Consider the following 23420-nt stretch of genomic DNA (forward strand, 5'->3'; position numbering starts at 1 on the left):
CGATGGAGCCGACCCCGAAAAGGACCCTGCAGCGGATGCCGCCGACCCCAGCACCCCCACCGAGCGGGCTGAGGAAGCAGAGGCCAAGGGCGCTGCTGCCTACTTGAATGCTTCGTCGGCACTGGAAGAACTGGATACCGACGACTCCAGCATTTTGAACACGCCGCTCTTCAGCTACGCCCAGAATCCCGATGCCAGCAAGACGGTCAGCTACGCCAATTATCTGGCTACGCTGTATGAAGAAATCGCCGAGAATGACCGGGAGCATTGGCCGGAAGGCTGGGCCGATGCGGAGGTCACCGGCGTGGCGGGAGGCGTTACCGAACTGGAATACGGCGACATCACCCGGCAGGCGCTCATCGATTCGCTGCCCACCACCGCCCGTCTGGTGTTGGTTTCCACCACCGGCGAGGCCGCGCAGGCACTCATCGATGGCGGCATGGTGACCCGGACCTATCAAGCCAGCCTGACCGCCTATGAGCCGGAAGGGGACAACGTGCTGCTGGTGGGGGACACCACCACCCTGCAAGCACTGGGCGAAGGCAATTATACCATCCTACGGGATTACGGCGACCTGTTCTGGGACGTCCGTATGAATATCAACGACAACACCAACAATTTCACCGAGGATTTCGTCCTGCCAGAGGCGCCCACCTACGGTGTGGGGCGCAACCCGTAAGCAGGACATTGGCAGGGAGGCGTACTGTATGAAACTTACCTTTTTGGGCGCGGCTCGGGAAGTAACGGGCAGTTGTACCCAGTTGGAAGCAGCGGGGCACCGTCTGCTTATTGACTGCGGCATGGAACAAGGGCGGGATGTCTACGAAAACGCCGACCTGCCCTATGCGCCCGGCACCTACGAGGCACTGCTGCTGACCCATGCCCACATCGACCACTCGGGGCAGATCCCTTACCTGTACAAAAACGGGTATCGGGGGCCCATCTATTCCACCGATGCCACGATGGACCTGTGCGGCATTATGCTGCGGGACTCGGCCCATATTCAGGAACAGGAAGCCGAATGGAAAAACCGCAAAGCCCAGCGCAGCGGTGCTGCCATGGTGGAACCGGACTACACGGTGGAAGATGCCGAAAAGGTCATGGCACAGTTTGTGCCCTGCCCCTACGGCGGCTGGCAGACCTTGTTCGAGGACGACGGCGGCAAAATTGAAGTCTGCTTTACCGATGTCGGCCATCTGTTGGGCAGTTCTTCCATCTCGATCCGGGTTACCGAACCGCAGCGTGACCCCGAAACCTTGGTCTTTTCCGGCGATATCGGAAACACCCACCAGCCACTGATCAAAGACCCGGTCACGCCGCCTCATGCGGATTACCTGATTATGGAATCCACCTACGGCGACCGCAGCCATGGTCCACGGCCGGACTATATCGGGGAACTGACCGAGGTGCTGCAATCCACCTTTGACCGGGGCGGCAATGTGGTCATTCCCAGTTTTGCGGTGGGCCGCACACAGGAATTGCTCTATTTTATCCGGCAGATCAAGGCGGAAGGGCGCATCCATGGGCATGACAATTTCCCGGTTTTTGTGGATAGCCCGCTGGCCAGCAAATCCACCACCATCTTCCGGGAAAATTTCATGGAGTGCTATGACGAGGAGGCCATGGACCTCGTCAAAAAAGGCGAAAATCCGCTGTGGTTCCCGGGTCTGTGCATCAGCGAGACTAAGGAAGAATCCATGGCCATCAACGGGGACCCCACCCCCAAGGTCATCCTCTCGGCCTCCGGTATGTGCGATGCCGGCCGAATCCGCCATCACCTCAAATACAATCTCTGGCGGCCGGAGTGCACCATCCTCTTTGTGGGCTTCCAAAGCCCCGGTACGTTGGGCAATGCGCTGTTGGGCGGTGCGCAGGAAGTCAAGCTCTTCGGCGATGAGATTCAGGTCAAGGCCCACATCCATCGGCTCAGCGGTCTGTCCGGCCACGCCGATCAGGACGGACTTGCCAACTGGCTGCACGCCTTTGATGAAAAGCCCAAGTTTGTCTTTGTCAACCATGGCGAGGATGCGGTGGCCGACCACTGGGCCCGCCGCTTGCAGGACGAAGGCTACGAGGCGGAAGCCCCCTACAATGGTTCCATCTGGATCGTGGGGGATGGCCGGGTGGCCTGTGCCGAAGTGGGCAACACCAAGAAGATCGTCAAGACGCCGGGGGTGGCCACGGTGCGCAGCAGTGCCGCCTACGACCGGCTGGTCAACATGGGCAAACGCCTCATGGCCGTTATTCAGCACAATCAGGGCGGCGCCAACAAGGATCTGGCCAAATTTGCCAGCCAGATCGCCAGCTTGTGCGACAAGTGGGACCGTTGACGGGCACCCTTTGCATTCTATCGTCCCGAAGGAGGAACGCCGACTTTGTGGCATCCCATCAAACACTATAAAACCATCCATCACCATAAAATGTTGGTGATGAAGAACTGTTTTCGCTGCGGGCTGTACTGGCAGGGGCTGACCCATGATCTCAGCAAGCTGGCCCCGGTGGAGTTCTGGGCCGGGGCCAAATATTGGCAGGGAACCTGCAGCCCCAACAATGCCCAGCGCAAAGCCGAAGGGTATAGCGCGGCGTGGCTGCATCATAAAGGGCGGAACAAGCATCATCTGGAATACTGGATCGACTATGCGCCCCATGGCGACCATGCCATGGCCGGTATGCGGATGCCGGCCCGCTATGTGGCCGAGATGGTCTGCGACCGCATTGCCGCCAGCAAAAATTACAAGGGGGCGGACTACACCGATGCGACGGCGTGGGATTACTATGACCGCAGCAAGGACCACTATGTTCTGCACCCCGAAACCCGGCGGGAACTGGAAACCTGCCTGTTGATTCTGCGGGATCAAGGGGAGGACGCCTGCTTTACCTACATCCGCACCCAACTGTTGGGCAAAAAAGCATAAACCGTACCGCAAAAGGGACGCACCCTCTGGGCGCGTCTCTTTTTTTCTGTGGGGGTGTAAGGTTTTGGGCAGCAGCACCGTCTGGATAGACAGAAGCGCTTCCAGAACCCAAACAAGAGGGAGGAATCTTATGTGAAAGACCGGGATCTGACCCGTTTATTGCAAAGCGACCCAGACGCCGGGCTGCAAGCGGCGATGCAAGCCTATGCGCCCTTGGTCAAGGCGGTGCTGCTGCACATCCTGCCGCAGGACCCGCGGGATGTGGAGGAATGTATGGCCGATACTTTTGTGGCGCTGTGGCGGCATGCGACGCGGCTGGAACGGGCAGCTACGCCGCTGCGGCCTTGGCTCATCGTCACCGCACGGAATAAAGGCATCGACCGCTACCATACGCTGTGCCGCCATACAGCCCTGTCGCTGGATGCTGAATTGGGCGAGACCATTGGCGAACTGGCGGAATTTGACCGTGCCACTACTGATGCTGCCGATTGGGTGGGGGCGTTGGTGGCCGCCATGGACCCGCCTGACCGGGAAATTTTTCTGCGCAAATACTATCTGCTGCAAACCAGCAAGGAGATTGCCGCGGCACTGCATATGGCCGAAGGCACCGTCAATACCCGCCTAAGCCGCGGCCGGGATCGGCTGCGCCGCCAACTGGCACAGAAAGGAGTGTACTCTCATGCGTAAATCGGACTATGATCCGTCCCTTCTTCACGAACTGGATACCTTGGACCTACCTTCCGTTCCGCTGAAAGAGGAGGAGTGGGACCGGGTATTGGCTTCTGCCCGGGGACAGGTCAACGCCAAGCGCCCCTACCGGAAAACCCGGCGGCCCCGGCCGCTGCTGCGGTTGGTACGCAGTGCGGCGGTGGCGGCTGCTGCCTGTGTGGTGGTGCTGGGCAGCGTGAATCTGGCCAACCCCGCTTTTGCCGAAAGCCTGCCGCTGGTGGGCACCCTCTTCAGCCGCATCAACCGGGAGGAGGATACCCGCCTGCGCAGCGAACAGCTCAACCAGTACGCCCAGACGGTGGAACAGACGGCGGAAAGCGCCACCAGCCCCTATACGGTGACGCTGGGACAGGTCTACCGGGACGAGGACTGGATGCGATTGAGCTTGGTCCTCACCACCGAGGATGAGAGTCTGGCCGGGTTTGATACCATCCGGGCCGATGCCGGCGGTTCCATGCCGGCTGACACAGCCGATGCCTCGGGTGCGTTGGTTCTGGACAGCGGAGGCGTTCTTTCGCAGGAAGGGGTGAGCTGGTTTACCCGGCAGGATGAACACACCTTTGTGATGGGCCTCAACTATCCGCTCTTCCTCTATGAGGAGGGGAATGGTTCCTTGACCGGACAGTCGGTGACCATGCATCTCTACGGACTGGTGGCCTGCAACGTGGAGGTCGTAGAGGAGCGCACCAACGACTGGGGCGGCCAGTACCAACAGGTGGCGTATCATGACGAAACCCCGCTGGAAGGGGACTACACCCTGACTTTCACCATCCCGGCGCCGGGCACCGAGGGCATCCGCACCTTCACCGGGCCGCTGACGCAGGACGGGGTGACGCTCCACAGTCTGAAGGCTACCCCCGCTGCCGCCAAGATGGAGATCCAACTGCCTAGCTATGAGGGAAGCAACCGGTATACCACCGAGGTGAAGCTCACCGCTGCCGACGGTACGTTGCTGAAAGCGGAACGAGGGGAAGGCAAGCATCTGGACGAAGCCGATCCCCAGAGCGATTATCTCTGGACCTACTACTTTGACACCGTGCCGGAGGACAGCCAAACGGTGACGGTAACAGTCTATCGAATCGACTATTCCGCCCAGCCCAGTACCGGAGAAGTGCTGACTGAATTGACCGTGCCGCTTTCGTAAACCAAAACCTTGCCCACAGCTTGTCCGCTGTGGGCAAATTTTGTTGACAAAGCGCCCCGCGTGTGATTGAATAGTACTTATTACAGCGGGTCAATTCGGCCTGCGTATTTATAGAAGGTGGAAATTATGGCAGAAGAAAAACGTAAACGGATTCTTTCGGGCATTCAGCCCACCGGCACGCCCACGCTGGGCAACTACATCGGGGCGGTGCGGAACTGGGCCATGCTCCAGCCCGACTATGACTGCCTGTATATGGTCGCGGATCTGCACGCCCTGACGGTGCGTCAGGTCCCGGCGGATCTGCGCCGCCGTACCCGGGAGCTGGCCGCCCTGCTGCTGGCCGTGGGTATTGACCCCCAAAACCATGTGCTCTTTGTGCAAAGCCATGTGCCGGCCCATTGTGAGCTGTCTTGGATCTTGGCCTGCAACACCCAGTTCGGCGAACTGTCCCGTATGACCCAGTTCAAGGATAAGAGCGCCAAGCACCCCGACAACGTCAACGGCGGCCTCTTTACCTATCCGGTGCTCATGGCGGCGGATATTCTGGTATACAATGCCGATCTGGTACCCGTGGGTCAGGACCAGACCCAGCATTTGGAGATCGCCCGTGTCATTGCCAACCGTTTCAACGGCGTCTATGGCGACACCTTCACCCTGCCCGAGGGATATGTCCCCAAGGCGGGCGCTAAGATCATGTCCCTGTCCGAGCCCACCAAGAAGATGAGCAAGTCCGACACCAACGTGAACTCCTTTGTGCTGATGACCGATGACAAGGACACCATCGTGCGCAAGTTTAAGCGCGCCGTCACCGATTCGGACGGTGTGGTTCGCTTTGACCGGGAGAACAAGCCCGGTGTTTCCAACCTGATGGCCATCTATTCTACCTTTACCGATAAAACGATGGAGGAGATCGAAGCAGAGTTTGCTGGCAAAGGCTACGGCGACTTTAAGCTGGCGGTGGCGGAAGTGACTGCCGATGCGCTGGCCCCGGTGCAGGCCGAGTACAACCGCATTCTGGCCGATAAGACTTATGTGGACACCGTGCTGAAAGACGGTGCGGCGCGGACGGCGCGGATTGCCAACCGGACGGTCAGCAAGGTCTATCGCAAGGTGGGTCTGCTGCAGTTGGATAAATAATGCGCCCCATCGCAAAACCCTTGACAAATTGGCTTTGAGCCGATATAATATCTAAATTGGTGCGGCTCTTTTGCGGGCCGCACAACTTTTACTATCGCGTATCAGTTAGGAGAATCGAGCATGGCTAAAGAAGTCGTCGTTACCCGTGAGGGTTACCAGAAGCTGGAACAGGATCTGAACGAACTGCGCACCGTCAAACGTAAAGAGGTGGCAGACAAGATCAAGGTCGCACGCGGCTACGGCGACCTGAGCGAAAATGCCGAATATGACGCCGCCAAGGAAGAGCAGGCCATCGTGGAAGCCCGCATCGCCGATTTGGAGGCAACTTTGAAAGTGGCCCGTATCATCGATGACAGCGAGCTGTCCAACGACACCGTTTCCATCGGTATGCGCGTCAAGATCCTCGCCGAGGGGGATGACCCCGAGGATGCCGAAGAATACGACATCACCGGCTCTACCGAGGCCGATATGAACCTCAACCGCATCAGCGACGAGAGCCCGGTGGGCGCTGCGCTGATCGGCCACAAAGCCGGCGATGAAGTGGACGTTACCCTGCCCAACGGCAACATCATTGTGTACAAGGTGTTGGCCGTTTCGCGCTCGAAGTAAAACCAAGCAGGGGCGGGACATACCTGCCCCTGTTTGTCTATCAAAAAGAAAGGAAGATCTCCCATGGAGCAGAACAAGCCCCAGACCGAGCAGGATCTGACCCAGCAGGCGGCAGTCCGCCGCCAGAAGCTGGCCGACCTGCGCGCCGCCGGCCATGACCCCTTTGTGATTACCAAGTATCCGCAGGATGCTTATTCCGCTGACCTCAAGGCGGAATTTGCCGATCTGCCCGCCGAAGCCGAGACCGGTAAAGTCGTCACGCTGGCGGGCCGTATGATGTCCAAGCGTGTGATGGGCAAGGCCAGCTTTGCCCATCTGCGGGACCAGAAAGGCGACATCCAGATCTTTGTCAAGCGTGACCTGCTGGGCGACGAGGCTTATGCGGCGTTTAAAAAGCTGGACATCGGCGATATCATCGGCTGCAAGGGCGAAGTGTTCCGCACCAAGATGGGTGAAATTTCGGTTCGGATCAGCGAGCTGACCCTCCTTTCCAAGAGCCTGCTGCCGCTGCCCGAAAAGTTCCACGGTCTGACCGACCGGGAGGCCCGGTACCGCCAGCGCTATGTGGACCTGATCGTCAACCCCGACGTAAAGCAGACCTTCATGAAGCGCAGCGCTATTTTGCGGGAACTGCGCAGCTATCTGGACGGCAAGGGTTTCCTTGAAGTGGAAACCCCCATCCTGACCCCCTTTGAGATCGGCGCCTCGGCCCGGCCCTTCCTGACCCACCACAACACGCTGGATATGGATATGGTGCTGCGTATCGAAACGGAGCTCTACCTCAAGCGTCTGATCGTGGGCGGCATGGACCGTGTCTACGAAGTGGGCCGTATCTTCCGCAACGAGGGTATGGACCCCAAGCACAACCCGGAGTTCACCACCATCGAGCTGTATCAGGCGTACACCGACTATCACGGCATGATGGATCTGGTGGAAGAGATGATGAAGACGGTGGCCCAGAAGGTCTGCGGTACCCTGCAGATCTCCTATCAGGGCAAGGAGATCGATCTCTCCCACTGGGAGCGGATGACGATGGTGGAAGCTGTTAAGAAGTACTCCGGCGTGGACTTCGATACCGTCAAGACCGACGAGGAAGCCATCGCACTGGCCAAGGAGCATCATGTGGAGCTGCCCGAGATTCCCACCAAGGGTTCCATCGTGGCTGAGTTCTTCGACGCCTTCGTGGAGGAAAACCTCATCCAGCCCACCTTCATCTATGACTATCCGGTGGAGGTCAGCCCGCTGGCCAAGCGCAAGCCCAATGACCCGATGTTCACCGAGCGTTTCGAGTATTTCATCAATGCCACCGAGTTTGGCAACGCCTTCAGCGAGCTGAACGATCCCATCGACCAGAAGGGCCGTTTCGAGCGGCAGGTAGCCGAGCGCAAGCAGATCGACCCCGCCAGCAAGGCACAGGTGGACTACGACTACGTCACTGCGCTGGAATACGGCCTGCCCCCGACAGGCGGTTTGGGCTTCGGCGTAGACCGTCTGGTCATGCTGCTCACCGACTCCGCCTCCATCCGGGATGTACTGCTCTTCCCCACGATGAAGCCGTTGGACTGAGCGGTTCTCTGATAAGGGCCTCTGCCGCTTATCAATCATAAATACAACAGGACTGCCGCATGGCCGGCAGTCCTGTTTTTGTTATAATCGAAAAACGCAAGTCAAATCAAGAAAGGCGGGCGGGGAACTGCTATACTGTTGGCAAAGGAGGCGAAGATTTCATGGCTCGGTGGGATAAAAGGATTCAGGAACTTGTGAAAATGATCGACGATTGCATCCATACCCAAGCGGATGAAGCTCTCACGCTGGGCTATCTGGCCGGTAAACTGGGATATTCGGAATTTTATCTATCCAGAAAATTTAAGGAAATCTCCGGTATGCAGCTTCGGGATTATATGCGTTACAGAAAACTGGCCTTTGCCCTGCAAGAACTTCGGGATACGTCCAAAAGCGTTTTGGATATCGCGCTGCACTACGGGTTTTCTTCTCATGAGGCATTCACCCGTGCCTTTAAGGAAGCCTACGGTATTTCCCCCAGTGAATATCGTCGCGCACCTGCGCCGGTTACGCTGCATACGGTAATCAAGCCTTTTGATTGCTATCTGTTAGGGAGCGGTGCGATCCCGGCACCAGCGGCTGTACAGGATGTGAAATTGTACTTTGTGACGATTCCGGCACACAAGTTTCTGCATATTCGGAATTATGAGAGCGTCGGTTATTTTGATTTTTGGCAGAAGCAAAGCAAAATCCCCGGACAAGATCAACAGACGATATGCAGTTTGTTGAATCGCATTCCGGATAAGTTGGATGTACCGGAAGGAAATGAGGTGGATGACGGCAGCGGGCAGGTGATGGGATTTATCAATGAACCGACAGGGCGGATCTGCAGTTGGGGGATTCCCTTGGCAGAAGCCTATGGAGTTCGGCTGCCTATGACCTATCAGGGGCCGGTTCCTGCGGGCATGCAGCTTATGACGGTGGAGGCGGGAACTTATCTGGTTTTTGAGCATGGTCCCTTTGATTTTGCCACGGAAAATGAGGCGGTGGAAGCCAAAATGGAACGCGCTATGAAGGACTTTGCGTATCAGGACAGCGGTTATGAACTGGACACAACACAGGGCCGTGTATTCTACTTCTACCATGACTGTAAGCGATTTTGGAAATATATCCGACCGGTCCGAAAGATCGCATCGGCCCAGCCCCGATCAACTACAAAAGGACAAGCCTTGCCCTAGGGCAAGGCTTGTCCTTTTGCTTGTAAGAAATAGAGCGAAATGATGGGGATTAGGCTACCACTGCACCCAGTGCCGAAACGCCGGCCAGACTCAGTGCGCCCATGATGCAGCCTGCCAGCAGCACGCCGCCCATGCAGGCCAGCACGCTGGACTTGAAATCCATATCCAGCAAGCTGGCAGCCAGTGTACCGGTCCAAGCACCGGTGCCGGGCAGCGGAATGCCCACAAAGAGCAGCAGCGCCCAAGGCAGACCGCGGCCAGCCGTAGCTTTCAGCTTTTCGCCGCCCCGGTGACCCTTCTCCAGACAGAAGGTGAAAAACTTGCCGATCACCGGCTTGTTGGCACCCCATTCCAGCACCTTGCGTGCAAAGAAGAAGATGAAGGGAACCGGCAGCATATTGCCGATAATGGCTACTACGTAGACGCTCCACAGCGGCAGTCCAAGAAGAACGCCGGCGGGGATCGCACCGCGCAGTTCGATCAACGGTACCATCGAGATGAAAAAGACGTACAGATAATTTGTCAGCATCGTGAAACCTCACAGTGTCAAACTCGTATTTATACAGAACAGGCTCCATTATACAGGATTCCCGCTGGTTTGGCAAGCAAAAAACCACGGTGCTGCATCGGTTGTTTTTGGTAGCCCTGCCCAAAAACGTTGGGAGGCCTTGCGTTTTGCGCCGGGTATGGTATCATAATACAATACGGTTATTCTGCCAAAAACCGGATCGTAAGGCGGCAAAACCGCCGGAAGGGAAGGACACCCGTTTGTCTAATACTGTAAAACGACGCCTTTGGTGGACGGCTGCGCTGGTGGCGCTGGCGGTGTTCGCTGTGGCGATGACATGGCTGCATTACCAACAGCTTTGCTCTCCCGGGGGCGGTAATGACCCCTATACCTCGGATCTGGGACAGCATCTGGCCTTTGCCCGCCGCGGTATGATTTATTCCACCACTTCACTCTTGGTAGGCCCTGCCTATGCGCTGGGCGGCCGCTGGGGTATTGCAGTGCTGTTGACCATCTTCCATCTGGCAGCAGTGGGCATCTTTGCCAGAGGGCTGAGCCCCGCGCTGCCGCGGGTGAGTTGCCCGGTGCGGCTGCTGTTCAGTTTGGCGGTCTGTTTTTCGCAGGCGGTTTGGATCCCGCGTGGAGGCTACTGGTATCAGGGAACGGTCATCGGCACCGTCTACCATAATACCACCTACATCATGTTGGCACCTTTTGCTCTGTGTACGATACTCGCTTTCTACCGGGTTTGGCAGGGCATGGCTGCAAAGCTGGACTGGCGCCTTTGGTTGGGGTATACCGTTCTGCTGACGATAGCCACCAGCTTCAAAGCCAGTTTTGTTTTTGCCTTTGCACCGGCGCTGCTCCTGTTGCTCATTGCTGATTTGGTGCGTACCCGGGGCAAGAATTTGGGGCAGGAGATCCTCATGGGCTGCAGTGTACTGCCGAGTATCGCCCTCTGCTTGATACAGGCCAACGTTCTGTTTGCTGACGCAGACAGCGGATTACAGTGGATCTTCTCCGTTTCCTTCGATCGTCATGCCATGCTCTGGGGGCCTTTCAATCAGGCAGCGCTGCTGGGGCTGCTGCGCTCCTTCGTATTTGTGGCTGCGGTGGGCATTCTGTTGGGCCGCCGCGCTTGGAAGCAGTTTCGGTACCGGTTCAGCCTGCTGGTGTTTGGTGTGGCGATGGCAGAAGCGCTATTCTTTGTAGAAAGCGGCGAGCGTCTTTACCACGCCAACCTCTGGTGGGGGCCCTTTATCTGCTTCTGGGTCTTTCTGCTGGAATCGGTTTCGGTGTGGCTGCGGGGGTGCGTCGATTGGCGTGCCGGAACCCGAGACCATCGGCTTGGCCTTAGGCTGATGGTTTGCGGTGCGGCGCTGGTTTGGCACATTGTCAGTGGTCTTTGCTTCTTGGTATTGCTGCTGCAAGGCTACTCCTATAACATTCCCATTCAAACCTATCATCTGTGGTTTTTATGATGGTTTTCAGGCGGTTTCTTCCAAAAGGAAGGAGCCGCCTGTTTTTCTGTGTGAACTCTTGACAAGGGAGAGGGGATGTGGTATCGTAAGTTGCGGGTTAGCATAAACTAACTTTCGAGGCAATTTTACCGTTTTGCCCAAATGTTGGCGCAACAACATACGATACCATATAAGTTTGCTATAATATAAAAACAAAGGAAGAACGCCACTACAAAATAGGCGTTTGCCCCTTGCGTTTTTTTGCAGATATGGTATTATAGTATCTGCGTCGATACCACATATAGGCAATCTGAACGTGAAAAGGAGAGCTTTATGACAGATTTCAAGCAGTGGGAAGGCTTTGAAGGCCGTATCTGGAAAGAGGAAGTCAATACCCGGGACTTCATCCAGAAGAACTATAAACCCTACGACGGGGACGAGAGCTTCCTCGCCGGTCCGACCGATGCCACCAACAAGCTGTGGGGCGCTTTGCAGGCCTTGCAGAAAGAGGAGCGTGCCAAGGGCGGCGTTCTGGATATGGAGACCGAGGTTGTTTCCGGTCTGACCGCTTACGATCCGGGCTATATTGATCCGGAGCTCAAGGATCTGGAAAAGATCGTGGGTTTGCAGACCGACAAACCGCTGAAGCGCGCCTTTATGCCCTATGGCGGCATCAAGATGGCGGAGCAGGCTTGCACCACCTACGGCTACACCCCCAGCGAGAAGCTGCACGAGATCTTTACCAAATATACCCGAACCCACAATCAGGCGGTGTTTGATGCCTATACCCCCGAGATGAAGAAGGCTCGTCACAGCCACATCGTCACCGGTCTGCCCGACACCTATGGTCGCGGCCGTATTGTGGGCGACTACCGCCGCGTGGCGCTCTACGGTATCGACTTCCTGATCCGGGAAAAGCAGAATGACTTCGCCAACTGCGGCGACGGCACCATGCTGGACAACGTGATCCGTCAGCGCGAGGAGATCGCCCTGCAGATCAACGCCCTTAAGGACATGAAGGCTATGGCCGCCACCTACGGCTACGACATCTCCCAGCCCGCCGCCAACGCCAAGGAAGCTGTTCAGTGGCTGTACTTCGGTTATCTGGCCGCCATCAAGACCCAGAACGGCGCAGCCATGAGCGTGGGCCGTGTGTCCACCTTCTTGGATATTTATATCCAGCGCGATCTGGAACGGGGCCTGCTCACCGAGACCGAGGCGCAGGAACTCATCGACCATCTGGTGATGAAGTTCCGTATGGTCAAGTTTGCCCGCATTCCCAGCTACAACCAGCTGTTCAGCGGCGACCCCGTCTGGGCCACCTTGGAACTGGCCGGCATCGGCATGGATGGCCGTTCTATGGTCACCAAGAACGACTTCCGCTTCCTGCACACGCTGGAGAACATGGGCCCTGCCCCGGAACCGAACATCACGGTGCTCTATTCTTCGGCGCTGCCCAAGACCTTCAAGGATTATGCCGCTCGAATCTCCATCAAGACCTCCTCGGTCCAGTATGAGAACGACGACGTGATGAAGCCTGTCTGGGGCGATGATTACTCCATCTGCTGCTGCGTGTCTGCTACCCAGACCGGCAAGGAAATGCAGTTCTTCGGCGCCCGTGCCAATCTGGCCAAGTGCCTGCTCTACGCCATCAACGGTGGTGTGGACGAAAAACTGGGCGAGCAGGTAGGACCGGCCTACGCGCCCATCACCAGCGAGTATCTGGACTACGATGAGGTCGTCAAGAAGTATGATGTGATGATGGATTGGCTGGCTGGCCTTTACGTCAACATCCTCAACCTCATCCAGTATATGCACGACAAGTACTACTACGAAGCCGCCGAGATGGCCCTCATCGACACCGATGTGCGCCGTACTTTTGCCACCGGCATTGCGGGCTTCAGCCATGTGGTAGACTCCCTCAGCGCCATCAAGTACGCCAAGGTCAAGTGCATCCGCAACGAACAGGGGCTGGTCACAGACTACGAGATCGAGGGTGACTTCCCGAAATACGGCAACGACGATGACCGTGCCGACGATATTGCGGTGAACCTGCTGCGCAGCTTCTTGGAGAAGATCAAGCGCCGCCACACCTACCGCGATTCCGAGCCCACCACCTCGATCCTGACCATCACCTCCAACGTGGTGTACGGCAAGGCCACCGGTGCCATGCCGGACGGCCGCAAAGCCTACACGCCTTTTGCGCCGGGCGGCAACCCCAGCTACGGGGCCGAGACCCACGGCCTGTTGGCTTCCTTGAACTCGGTGGCCAAGCTGCCCTACCACTGGGCGCTGGATGGTATCTCCAACACCCAGACCATCAACCCCGATGCCTTGGGCCATAGCGAGCAGGAACGTGTGGAAAATTTGGTGCAGGTCATGGACGGTTACTTTGATCAGGGCGCCCATCACCTCAATGTCAACGTCTTCGGCAAGGAGAAGCTGATCGACGCGATGGAGCATCCCGAGAAGGAAGAGTACGCCAACTTCACGATCCGTGTTTCCGGCTATGCGGTCAAGTTCATCGACCTGACCCGCGAGCAGCAACTGGACGTTATTGCCCGTACCTGCCACGCCGTGCTGTAATCCTCTAAGCAAGCTACACTGGTAAGATCCGCGGTCGCGCAGTCGGCCGCGGATTTTTTGGAACGATAAGGAGCGAATCCCCTATGTCACAACTCAAATCCACGACGGGGTATATCCATTCCGTCGAAACCTTTGGTCTGGTCGATGGACCGGGCGTGCGGTATATCATCTTTTTGCAGGGCTGCGCCATGCGCTGCCAGTATTGCCATAACCCCGAAACGTGGGCGTTTACCCAAGATACTGCCAAGACGCCGCAGGAGGCATTTGATGCGGCCTATCGGTATCGCAATTACTGGCGCAACAACGGCGGTCTGACCATCAGCGGCGGGGAACCGCTGCTGCAACTGGACTTCGTGTCGGAGGTATTCCGTCTGGCGCATGCCAAAGGCATCCACACGGCGCTGGACACCAGCGGTCAGCCCTTTGCGCCGGACAATGCCGACTGGATGGCCCGTTTTGATAAATTGCTGGACCACACCAGTCTGGTGATCCTCGACCTAAAAGAGATCGACGACGAGAAGCACCGTCTTCTGACCGGGCACGGCAACGCCAACATTCTGGCAATGGCTCAGTATGTGGCCCAGCGGGGCGTGCCTCTTTGGATCCGCCATGTGTTGGTGCCGGGGGTGACTGACGATGCCGAGGGACTGCGACGGCTAGACGCCTTTATTCAGACGCTGCCCACGGTACGCCGGGTAGAGGTGTTGCCCTACCATACGCTGGGATTGTTCAAGTGGAAGAATCTGGGGATTCCTTACCCGCTGGAGGGCGTCCGTACCCCCACCGCCGAGGAGGTGCAGGCGGCCGAAGCGCTGCTGCATGTCCGTGACTACCCCGACGCACCCAAAGAATAACGGCGGCGGATAGGCTTTTTTATAAAAAATGGTTGACAAAAGCCCAGCGGTATGGTAGAGTATATACGTGGTTAGCGTCAACTAACCATAACCAATCTTGAACTGCCGCCGGGTATTGCCTCCCCGGGGCGGCTCCTGTCAACCGGCGGTCGTGCCTCCGTTTTGGGTGTTTGCTCGCACCATTTTGCGACCTACTGGTTGGGATTTGCCCCCGCCGTTTACTGCTCCGAACGGTGGGGGATTTTGGTACACAAAAAGCGCTGCTTGAAAAAAGCAGCGCTTTTTTATTTTGGTACGTTTTTAATCACGGCGCAGCCGCCCGCCCAGCAGGTAGTAACCAGCCCAATCCAGTTTGCCGTACAAGGGGGAGCCGGTGCGTTTGGCTTCCGCCATGGTGTACAAAAGGCGGGTGCTACGCCAGCGGCAGGGCAGATAATAGGCGTTGTAACACCGCTCTTGCCGCATCAGGTCCAGCAGAGCCCGCAGCCAAGGGGTACGCAGCGCGGCAGCCGCTTTGTCCCGGCGGATGCCGGACAGCGGTGCAGGATCCCGACGCAAAATATCGGCTACCCCTTCGGCAAAGACGGTCAGCTCAGCGCGATGCAGTTGGCGGAGTGCCGCCTCGGGGCATTGGGCTGCCAGACAGGCTGCGTTCAGCTTGGCGAAATGCTGGGGCCAAATCTCGCAGTAGTTGGCGTGGTACTTGGTGGACAGCGTCCCTGTGCGGCTGCAATCGTAGAAGGTAAGGGGGCTTTGCACCACACGGTAGGCAAAATCCGGCTGTTGAGCCGTCAACAAGGCAATATAATCCAATACAAATTGTAAATCTTCGCCCAAAGTATACTGTGTGTTGAATTTTATCTGCTGGGCCAGTTCGGTTCGGTAGAGTTTGTTCCAAGGCATCGCCAGCAGACAGTCCAACCACAGCTGGGCCAGCCCGGTGCGAGGCACCTCGTCGGCAGAGGAAGTCACCGGGGTGGAATCTGTTTCAAGGGTGGTGTAGTGCCACAGGATAAAGTCCTTGGGGGCGGCGCGCTGGGCATCCAGTGCAGCTTGCAAGGCGCCGGGGCGCAGGGCGTCGTCGGAATCCAAAAACACCAGATAGTCACTATCGGCGGCGGCCATGCCCACGTTGCGGGCGCTGGATACGCCGCAGTCATCCTGATGGATGACCTGCACCCGGGCATCCCGGGCAGCCCAGTCATCGCAGAGGGTGCCGCTGGCATCGGGACTGCCGTCATCCACCAATACGCAGCTAACACCGCCTTCCACATTCTGGGACAAAATGCTCTGAACACAGCGGTCCAAGGTGGCCTCCGAGCGATAGACCGGCACGACCACACAGAAGGCAGGACGGCTCATAGGGCACCTCCGTTCTGCAAAACTTCTTGTACAATGCGAACAAAATCGGTATAATAGCGCTCCACCGAGAAATCTTGTGCCCGTTTGGCACCGGCGGCGCCCATCTCGGCACAGAGGGCGGGGTGCTCATAGAGCATTCGGATGCTCCAAGCCAACTGGTCGGCGATGTTCTCGCTGCGTTCCACCAGTACGGCCTGACTGCCCTCCAGATATTCGGGCATACCGCCGCTGCGGGTGGCCAGCACCGGGCGACCGCAGGCCATGGCCTCTACGGCTACCAGACCGGCGGCCTCCTCCACCAGCGTGGGGACACAAACCAAATCCGCCAGACGGTAATAGTCGGGCAGATCTTCGTTGGGGATGTAACCGATAAACTGGACACGGTTGCCCAGTGCGCGGGCCTGCTGTTCCAGCTTGCGCAAAAAGCTGCTCTGCTGGGTCCGACCGAAAAAGGGGCTGCCCACGATCAACAGTTTGATTTGCGGTACCGGCAGCAAGGCCAGCGCTTCCATCAATTTGTGGATGCCCTTGTCGGGGTCCAGACGGCCGCAGAACAGTACCACGAAATCCCGCGCGCCGAAACCCAGCCGGGTACGCAATGCCAGCGGCGGCGGCCCGGGACGGAATCGCTGGGTATCCACGCAGTTGTACCAGATGTACGCTCGCTGCGGGTCCAGCGTGCTGGTTTTCAGATAATCGTCACGAATGAATTGGCTCAACGCCAAAATGCCGCCGTAGATGGTATCCATCACGGGGCTGCAGGTGGTTTGGCCATGCAGATGGGCCAGACAGCGCCGACGGCCAAACATGCGGCTGATGGCGCTGCACTGGGTCAGGTTGCCGCCTTCGGCCACGATCAGATCCGGGCCGGGGGGCTCCAGCGCCAGCGAAAGCTGTACCTTCTGGTACCAAGGGTCATAAGGGGCAGCGATACCCAGACACCGTTCCACAAACACCATGGGCCAGTAACGGCGATGGCCGTGGGGGCGGGCAATGTAGAGCATTTTGGTGTGCTGCAGCCCTTCGGCGGCGCGGCGAGCCGCGTCGTCAGGTACGCTGGCACACAGCAGGTCCAACTGTCCGTGTTTTTCGTTTTCACGAATCAGATGGGTCAGCAGTGTTTCCACCGCGCCGCCCTGCACCGCCGGAACCGGAAGGTCAGGCGGCGGCACCAGCAGTACGCGGGGGCGTCTTTCTTTGTCTTTTTCGGGTCTCAGGATGGCCAACGGTCGGCTCCTTCTCGGATGGATTTACCCGGTTTGCCGGGCAGCTTACTTCTTCAACGGGCAAAGGCTCTCGGCGCTCATCATGGACCAGCGGGCGGCAGAGAGTTTCTCCGTCATCTTCATATGACGGCAGTTGGGCAGGTAACTGATCAGCCCCTGCATCAGGAATTGTTCCTTGCTGATGGCTTTGATCAACTGCGGGGTGGGGTTCTGGCGAACCTTGGCGCAAAGGAAGAGATATCGCCGCCAGCAGGCTGCATAGGCCGCGTCGATGACGCTGCGGTCGGCATTGTTTTCTACATAGAAGCGATAGCGGTCCGCCAGACCGTCCACCGCGTCGAAGGCCTCCGGCTTGATGGAAGAACGGCAGATGCTGCCGCTGCTCAGCCGGTAATGGTACAGGATGGTGTCCACGCAGACCACCTTATCGCAGCGCCAGAACAGCCGGTGGGCCACAAAATCGTCTTCGTGCAGGCGCCCTTCGGGGTAGTGCAGCAGTTTCCAAACTTCGGCACGGTAGAGCTTGTTCCAAGCCACGGTGTAAACAGTGCCGTTGGGGGTGTAGAATTCGTTGAGCAGATCCTTGCCGCAGAAAACCCCTTCCTGTGCGGGGTGGGTGGAATGAGGCGGCTGGCAGCTTTGGCCGTTTTCCTGTACGTCTTCTACGGCACAAAGGGCCATGTAGGCGTCATGCTCCTCGCAAGCGTTGTACAAGGTGCGCAGATAGGCGGGCATCACCACGTCATCGGAGTCCACAAAGGCGTAGTAACGGCCCCGTGCGGCATCGATGCCGGTGTTGCGGGCTGCAGAAAGGCCCTGATTCTCCTGATGGAACACCCGGATCCGAGAATCTTTGGCGGCATATTCGTCGCAAAGTTCGCCGCAGCCGTCGGTGGAACCATCGTCCACCAGCAGCACTTCATAGGGCAGCGTAATATCTTGCGCCAGAATGCTGTCCAGACATTCGGCCAAAAAACGTTTGGTGTTGTAGATCGGTATGATCACGCTGATTGCAATCCGTTCCATCAATCAATTCCCCTTCCTCTTTTTTGCGGCCAACCGTCCCCAGCCGGTGGCTGCGGTGTACAGCACCGTGGGGTTGGCGCAAAATAAGACGGCACGCAGCAGATCGCTGCGCAGAAGATTCGGCAATACGGCGTCTAAATGCTTTTTGTGGGCCAAAAACTTAGGCTTCAGTTCCGGTAGGTTGCCTGCCGCACCGGCTTGGCACCAAAACTGATAAAATACCCGCCAATACCATACGGTGGCCCAGCGGCGGTAGTCCTCTCGTCCCGGTCGGATGGCAAAATATTGTAGCCAATCCCAGTACATGCGCAAATCATCCAACTTTCGCGGGGGAAAGGTCGCGGTCCCTGTGCCGGTGATCTGTCCGGCCCGGGTGCGGTAGTGGTATAGAACATCAGGCAGGCAGTTGCATTGCTCGCCCTCAAATACGCGGTGCAGCACACTGGCATCGTCCCCAAAGAGCATCGTTTCGTCGTAGTGGATGCCCTTTTCCCGGAACAGACGAATGTCAAACAATTTGTTCCAGCTCAACGGTCCATAGTAACTGCCGGTCTGAAAGGTCTCCAGCAACAGTTCCTCGGCATCCCGTACCCCGTGCTGACGAATGGCCACCTGCCGTCCTGCAATGGTTTGTCCTGCTTCGTCGATGCAGTCGCCGCTGCAGGCGGCCAGCCGCACACCGGGCAGTTGAACCGCCCGGTACAGCACTTCGTACATGGTGGGCTCGATCAGGTCGTCGGAATCCACAAACCCGATATAGGCGCCCCGGGCATTGTCAAGGCCTTTATTGCGGGCGCTGGCGGGGCCGCCGTTGGGTTGGTGAAAGACCCGGATCCGCCCGTCCTGTGCTGCCAGAACATCGCAGAGCGGCCCGGACCCGTCGGAACTGCCGTCATCGATCAAGAGCAGTTCAAAATCCGAGAAGGTCTGCGCCAGAATACTGCGCACAGCCTGTTCCAGAAAAGGTCCGGTGTTATATACCGTAGAAACAATACTGATTTTTGGGGGACTACCCATGCGGTTGCTCCTTGGTTACAGAAAACGTTGTTTGGCCAGCGTATAAGCGGCCAGAAAACCGGGCCAACGGCCTGCCACACCCAGACGGTAGGGCAAAGCCAACAGCCGGTTGGGATCTTGCTGCAGGCGGCGGGTCAGGGCTGCCCGGGCATCGTTGTCGGCCAAAATGCGGGCGAAAAGTGTCCGCCGCTGCCCAAAAGACAGGGAACCTCGGCATCCGGTAAGCAGCCCGTACTGGTTCAAACAAGCGCGCACCCGGCTGGTTTGCAGGTAGGGGGCGGGGTCCAAGCCCTGCTGGGTGAGCAGGGCCTCTAACGCGGGGCGGGTAACAGCCTCGGCATCCAGCAGATCCCCCCGCAGGGAACGGGACAAACTGCCGGCCTCCTGATCATTTTGCTTATAGTATACACCACGCAGACAATAAATGGCAGTCGTTTTTTGTAAAAAAAGTATGTTAAACAGGACATCTTCATTGATTTTGAGGGTTTCGTCAAAGCGAAGGTCCCCCATCGTGGTGCGTTTGAACAGTTTGGGGTAGGGGGCGGCCAACAGTCCGGTTTCAAACAGTAAGGCAGACAACGCCTCTCCCAGCGCAGCCAGACCGGCGTACCGACCGGTGGCTGGGGGCAAAACCGCCTGCTGAGGGGCACTGGCCCGTCGTAAACCAAAGAGGATCATCTCCTCGTCGGTGATGGGCAGCGCAGCTAAAGCTTGCCAAAGACCGGGCAGCAGCTCGTCATCGGCGTCTAAAAACAAGACCCAGTCGCCATGGGCTGCATCCAGCCCGGTGTTGCGGGCGGCGCCGGCGCCGCCGTTGGGGCGGTGCAGTGCCGTAATACGGGCATCTTCGGCGGCCAGCTCGTCACACAACGCGCCGGTATCATCGGGGCTGCCATCCTCCACCAACAGCAGCTCCACGTCCTGCGGAGCGCCGTCCAGTGCACTTCGTACCGCCCGGCGCAGCGTGCCGGCAGCCTTATAGCAGGGAATGATGATGCTGGTTTTCCACTGGCTCACCGTGTTTCCTCCTGCAAGATGGTTTGGTAGATACCCGTTAGGGCTTCGGCGTTGGCGGCGGCATCATGAGTTTGCAGTGCGCGGGCCCGTGCCGCTTGCCCCAATGCTGTGCCGCCATCGGGGGCGCTGAGTACCGTCGTGATGGCATTGGCCAACCCTTCGGCATCCAGCGCTGCGCCATACAGCAGCCCCTGCGTGCCGTTCGTCAGCATGGTGGGGATTCCGCCGGCGCAACTGGCTACACAGGGCATTCCCAGCAACATGGCCTCTCCCAAGCTGTTGGGACTGTTTTCGCTCAGCGATGGCAGCAGAAAGAGGTCGGCATCCAGATAGGCCTGCCGCATGGCGGCGGCATCCAACGGGCCGGTGTACCGAATATGGTCGGTTACGCCCAGTTGAGCGGCCAGCTCCCGGCAGTACCGCTGGTAGGGGAAGAGCCGCCCGATCAAGGGCTGAAACAGCGGACCTTTGTCCAACGGCGGCCAGCCCGCGATGCGCAGTTGGGCGTCGGGCCAACGCTGCAAAATGGCGGACAAAGCCTGCAATACGGTGTGCAGGTTTTTCAGCGGATAATTTCCCTGCGACAGCAGCAAGACCGGCGCCCGGCCAAAATGCCGCGCCTGCCATAGCGGACCGCGGTAAAAAGCGGGCCGCAGTGTTTCGTTGCAGGAAAAATAGCGGGCCTGTGGGACCAAATCCGTTACGGCTTGACGATCAAACGCCGTGCGGCCGGTAATGTAGCGGGCTTGGCCCAGCAGGGCAGCCTCGCTTTGGGCCAGTGCATCAAAACTGGCTTGCAGGTTGTCCAGCAAAGCACCGGGGATCAAGCGATCCAGCAGATGGTCCAGTTTGGTAGATTGACGGTAACGCGGGGGGACGCCGTCGCACAGATGGGCGGCGCAATCCCGCATGACCCCCTGCATGCCGATCAAAACCGGTAGGTTTTGGGCGGCAGCAGCCTGCTGCATGGCGGCTGCTGCCGCGTATTCGGTCCCCCAGATGTGGACGAGATCGGGGCGGTGCTGCTTCAACAAGGCAGGAAAATCTTCGGCACTGGGCAGAATGTGGTAACGCACACCGTCCCAGTCACCGCACCGTTCGGCTTGCTGGCGTGCGTCCACACAGACCACTGCAAGCTGCAAGGTCGGGTGGTCCCGCAGGGCGGTGAGCTGACCGGTCAGCCAACCACCGCTCACATCGCTGGCTCCGGGCAGCCCGCAAGCGGCAGCCGCCTGCGGCAGGGTCATACTGACAAGCCATAGAACGTGCATGGCGGGACCTCCTTTCTTAAAAAATCAGCGCAGGGCAGACAAGAAATCCGTGGCGACCTGCTCGGGGGTGAATTCAGGGTACAGAGCGGCTACCTGCTCATAGGGAAGCCGCTGTCCTAGGACAGTGCGCAGCCAACCGCGCAGCCGGTCCACCACCGCCGGGGTGACGCCCTCCTGCTGGTGCAATACCAACGCCAGTGGATACCGGGCCAGATAGGGCAGGGTGGGATCGGTAGGGCTTACAGCGAGATGCAGTACCGGTTTGCCGGTGCCCAGATAGCCAAACAGTTTGCTGGGCATCTGGTTGTCGTACCGGTTGCCCAGACTAAGCAGGATGTCGGCACCGGTCTCCAAGGCGGCGGCCTGCGCCGGGGGGACGGGACCGGGACGCACAAAGCGGTCACCCAGCACTTCGGCGGCCTGTTGGGCTTGGGCGGCAAAGCGCTGCCAACCGCCGCCGGCCATGGTCAGCGTTACATCCGGTTCGTTCAGTGCGGCAAACAGGGACAAGGCAAAATCCGGTTCCCGCACCGTGGGGTATAGGCTGCCGCAGAATACACAGCGAATGCCGGTATGGGCGGGCACCGGCTGACCGGGCAGCAGCACCGGGAACCCCAGAAGATGAACCTTCTCTCGCCAAGGGCTTAAGGGGCCGCCTTCATAATCGGGCAGAGCCTGCGGTGTAATAAAGGAAGCATCAAGGGCGTCCAGCAACTGTCCTTCCCGGGCAAAGCCGCCCGGTGCCTGATAGTCCTGATTGCTGGCATAGGGGTCCAACTGCCACAGCAGTTTCTTCCCGGTAATATGGGCAGTTTCCAGTGCAAAGGCAGCGCGGTAGGGCGCGCAGACGGCGCAGACCGCGTCAAAATGATAGCGTGCATCCAACCGCTCGATCTCCCGGCGGGTATCCACCGTGCGGCGGGGCGCATGCAGCACCAACTGACGAAAAGCTGCCGCCACCGCTGTGGGGTGTGCGGCCAGACGCAGAAGCCGCAGCGGCACCGGCGTGCCACCTTTGACACCGTTTTCCAACGCGGTGTTCATCAGGCGCTCATCGGCAAAGGCGAGGGTATGCTGTACAGCACCGGCGGGCGCTGCGGGGGGCAGTGTTTGGCCGTCCCACAGTTCCAGCAGATCTACGCTGTGCCCTGCCGCCAGTAGTTGGGCGGCCAGACGGCTGGCCAGCAGTGCGTTGGCACTGGCGGGATTTTCCACCCGGTCAAGGATCCATAAAAAACGCATGAAACTTATTGCCTATCCTTCAAGAATTTGCGGCAGATCCGCCGCCAGAATTTGGGGGCATAGATGCTGGCCCACGCCGCAAGGCGGATGGACCAAGGCAACCGGGGATTGCGGCCCAGCTGGGGGTCCCACAGTCCCGCAGTGATGCCGATATTTAACTCGCCCAACTGGACACGGTACTCGTCCGCGTCGGCCCGGCGATGGATCATACTGGCCAGATACACCAGCTTTTCATAGTAGAAGGCGTTGGCAGACTGCTGCAACGACGGCCATTGTTCCGGTACGCTGGCCCGGATCAGGGCGGCGGCCCGGCGCTGGTCGTCAATGCTTTGGGGCGGCAGCGCCCGGTGACTGGCGCTGTCGGGGTGCTGCCGGTAATGGTATCCTGCAAAATCGCAGAAGGCGCATCCCGGCGCCCGCAGAAAGGCTTGCCAGTTGGCCAGCAAATCTTCGTTGTAGGCAAGGCCGTTGTCCAGCATCGCCTCGGTCAAAAGGCCAGCGGCATACAATTTGTTCCACAGCCCATAGTCTACCCCATGGTCGTGAAGCAGCGCCTCCAGATGATCCGGGGCGGTC

At 58.5% G+C, this 23420-nt stretch carries 21 protein-coding genes; 12 read left to right on the forward strand and 9 right to left on the reverse strand.

Annotated features, from left to right (window positions below):
* From Q0526_RS08220 to Q0526_RS08260, 9 genes are all read left to right on the forward strand, one after another.
* Window positions 1–679: hypothetical protein (locus Q0526_RS08220; RefSeq protein ID WP_298732397.1), on the forward strand; the 679-nt coding region annotated here is incomplete at its 5' end.
* Between the two features lie 28 nt (window positions 680–707).
* The gene (locus Q0526_RS08225) at window positions 708–2330 is read left to right on the forward strand and encodes an MBL fold metallo-hydrolase (protein ID WP_298732399.1); all 1623 of its coding nucleotides are present in this window, start codon (window positions 708–710) and stop codon (window positions 2328–2330) included.
* Between the two features lie 45 nt (window positions 2331–2375).
* Window positions 2376–2915, forward strand: a complete 540-nt coding sequence (locus Q0526_RS08230) for a DUF5662 family protein (RefSeq protein WP_298732401.1) — start codon at window positions 2376–2378, stop codon at window positions 2913–2915.
* 132 nt (window positions 2916–3047) lie between these two features.
* Complete coding sequence (locus Q0526_RS08235) at window positions 3048–3602, forward strand: sigma-70 family RNA polymerase sigma factor (protein ID WP_298732403.1); 555 nt, start codon at window positions 3048–3050, stop codon at window positions 3600–3602.
* On the forward strand, window positions 3595–4788 hold the full coding sequence (locus tag Q0526_RS08240) for a DUF4179 domain-containing protein (protein WP_298732405.1): 1194 nt from the start codon (window positions 3595–3597) through the stop codon (window positions 4786–4788). The genes Q0526_RS08235 and Q0526_RS08240 overlap by 8 nt, the downstream gene beginning before the upstream one ends.
* Window positions 4789–4914: 126 nt before the next feature.
* Window positions 4915–5925: a tryptophan--tRNA ligase gene (trpS, locus tag Q0526_RS08245; protein ID WP_298732407.1), complete on the forward strand. Its 1011-nt coding sequence runs from the start codon at window positions 4915–4917 to the stop codon at window positions 5923–5925.
* A 120-nt stretch (window positions 5926–6045) separates the two neighbouring features.
* A complete protein-coding gene (greA, locus tag Q0526_RS08250; RefSeq protein ID WP_298732409.1) occupies window positions 6046–6534 on the forward strand; it encodes a transcription elongation factor GreA in 489 nt (162 codons plus the stop codon).
* A gap of 63 nt (window positions 6535–6597) precedes the next feature.
* Window positions 6598–8100: a lysine--tRNA ligase gene (gene lysS, locus Q0526_RS08255; protein ID WP_298732411.1), complete on the forward strand. Its 1503-nt coding sequence runs from the start codon at window positions 6598–6600 to the stop codon at window positions 8098–8100.
* Window positions 8101–8261: 161 nt separating this feature from the next.
* The gene (locus Q0526_RS08260; RefSeq protein ID WP_298732413.1) at window positions 8262–9275 is read left to right on the forward strand and encodes a helix-turn-helix transcriptional regulator; all 1014 of its coding nucleotides are present in this window, start codon (window positions 8262–8264) and stop codon (window positions 9273–9275) included.
* A 49-nt stretch (window positions 9276–9324) separates the two neighbouring features.
* Here Q0526_RS08260 and Q0526_RS08265 read toward each other — a convergent pair whose 3' ends face one another.
* Complete coding sequence (locus Q0526_RS08265) at window positions 9325–9804, reverse strand: small multi-drug export protein (protein WP_298732415.1); 480 nt, start codon at window positions 9802–9804, stop codon at window positions 9325–9327.
* A 239-nt stretch (window positions 9805–10043) separates the two neighbouring features.
* Between Q0526_RS08265 and Q0526_RS08270 the strand changes: the two genes are divergently transcribed.
* From Q0526_RS08270 to pflA, 3 genes are all read left to right on the forward strand, one after another.
* On the forward strand, window positions 10044–11264 hold the full coding sequence (locus tag Q0526_RS08270) for a hypothetical protein (RefSeq protein WP_298732417.1): 1221 nt from the start codon (window positions 10044–10046) through the stop codon (window positions 11262–11264).
* Between the two features lie 312 nt (window positions 11265–11576).
* On the forward strand, window positions 11577–13829 hold the full coding sequence (pflB, locus tag Q0526_RS08275) for a formate C-acetyltransferase (RefSeq protein ID WP_298732419.1): 2253 nt from the start codon (window positions 11577–11579) through the stop codon (window positions 13827–13829).
* Between the two features lie 83 nt (window positions 13830–13912).
* Entirely contained in the window at window positions 13913–14683 is a 771-nt protein-coding gene (pflA, locus tag Q0526_RS08280; RefSeq protein WP_298732421.1) for a pyruvate formate-lyase-activating protein, read from the forward strand.
* Window positions 14684–14983: 300 nt separating this feature from the next.
* On the opposite strand, the gene Q0526_RS08285 is transcribed toward pflA, so the two are convergent.
* The 8 genes from Q0526_RS08285 to Q0526_RS08320 all read right to left on the reverse strand — a co-directional run.
* On the reverse strand, window positions 14984–16045 hold the full coding sequence (locus Q0526_RS08285) for a glycosyltransferase family 2 protein (RefSeq protein ID WP_298732423.1): 1062 nt from the start codon (window positions 16043–16045) through the stop codon (window positions 14984–14986).
* Window positions 16042–17271, reverse strand: a complete 1230-nt coding sequence (locus Q0526_RS08290) for a glycosyltransferase family 4 protein (RefSeq protein WP_298732426.1) — start codon at window positions 17269–17271, stop codon at window positions 16042–16044. Before Q0526_RS08290 ends, Q0526_RS08285 begins: the two co-directional genes overlap by 4 nt.
* Window positions 17272–17316: 45 nt before the next feature.
* The gene (locus tag Q0526_RS08295) at window positions 17317–18297 is read right to left on the reverse strand and encodes a glycosyltransferase (protein WP_298732428.1); all 981 of its coding nucleotides are present in this window, start codon (window positions 18295–18297) and stop codon (window positions 17317–17319) included.
* Window positions 18298–18300: 3 nt separating this feature from the next.
* Window positions 18301–19314 (reverse strand): glycosyltransferase, encoded by a 1014-nt coding sequence (locus Q0526_RS08300; RefSeq protein ID WP_298732430.1) that lies wholly within the window; start codon window positions 19312–19314, stop codon window positions 18301–18303.
* Window positions 19315–19329: 15 nt separating this feature from the next.
* Window positions 19330–20331, reverse strand: coding sequence for a glycosyltransferase family 2 protein (locus tag Q0526_RS08305; RefSeq protein WP_298732432.1), 1002 nt, complete (start codon window positions 20329–20331; stop codon window positions 19330–19332).
* Window positions 20328–21602, reverse strand: a complete 1275-nt coding sequence (locus Q0526_RS08310) for a glycosyltransferase family 4 protein (RefSeq protein WP_298732434.1) — start codon at window positions 21600–21602, stop codon at window positions 20328–20330. Before Q0526_RS08310 ends, Q0526_RS08305 begins: the two co-directional genes overlap by 4 nt.
* Before the next feature lie 24 nt (window positions 21603–21626).
* Window positions 21627–22844 carry a hypothetical protein gene (locus tag Q0526_RS08315; protein WP_298732436.1) on the reverse strand — a complete coding sequence of 406 codons (1218 nt, stop codon included), beginning with the start codon at window positions 22842–22844 and terminating at the stop codon, window positions 21627–21629.
* A gap of 5 nt (window positions 22845–22849) precedes the next feature.
* The coding region (locus Q0526_RS08320; RefSeq protein ID WP_298732438.1) for a hypothetical protein at window positions 22850–23420 on the reverse strand (571 nt) is incomplete at its 5' end.

The organism is uncultured Subdoligranulum sp., from assembly GCF_937890665.1.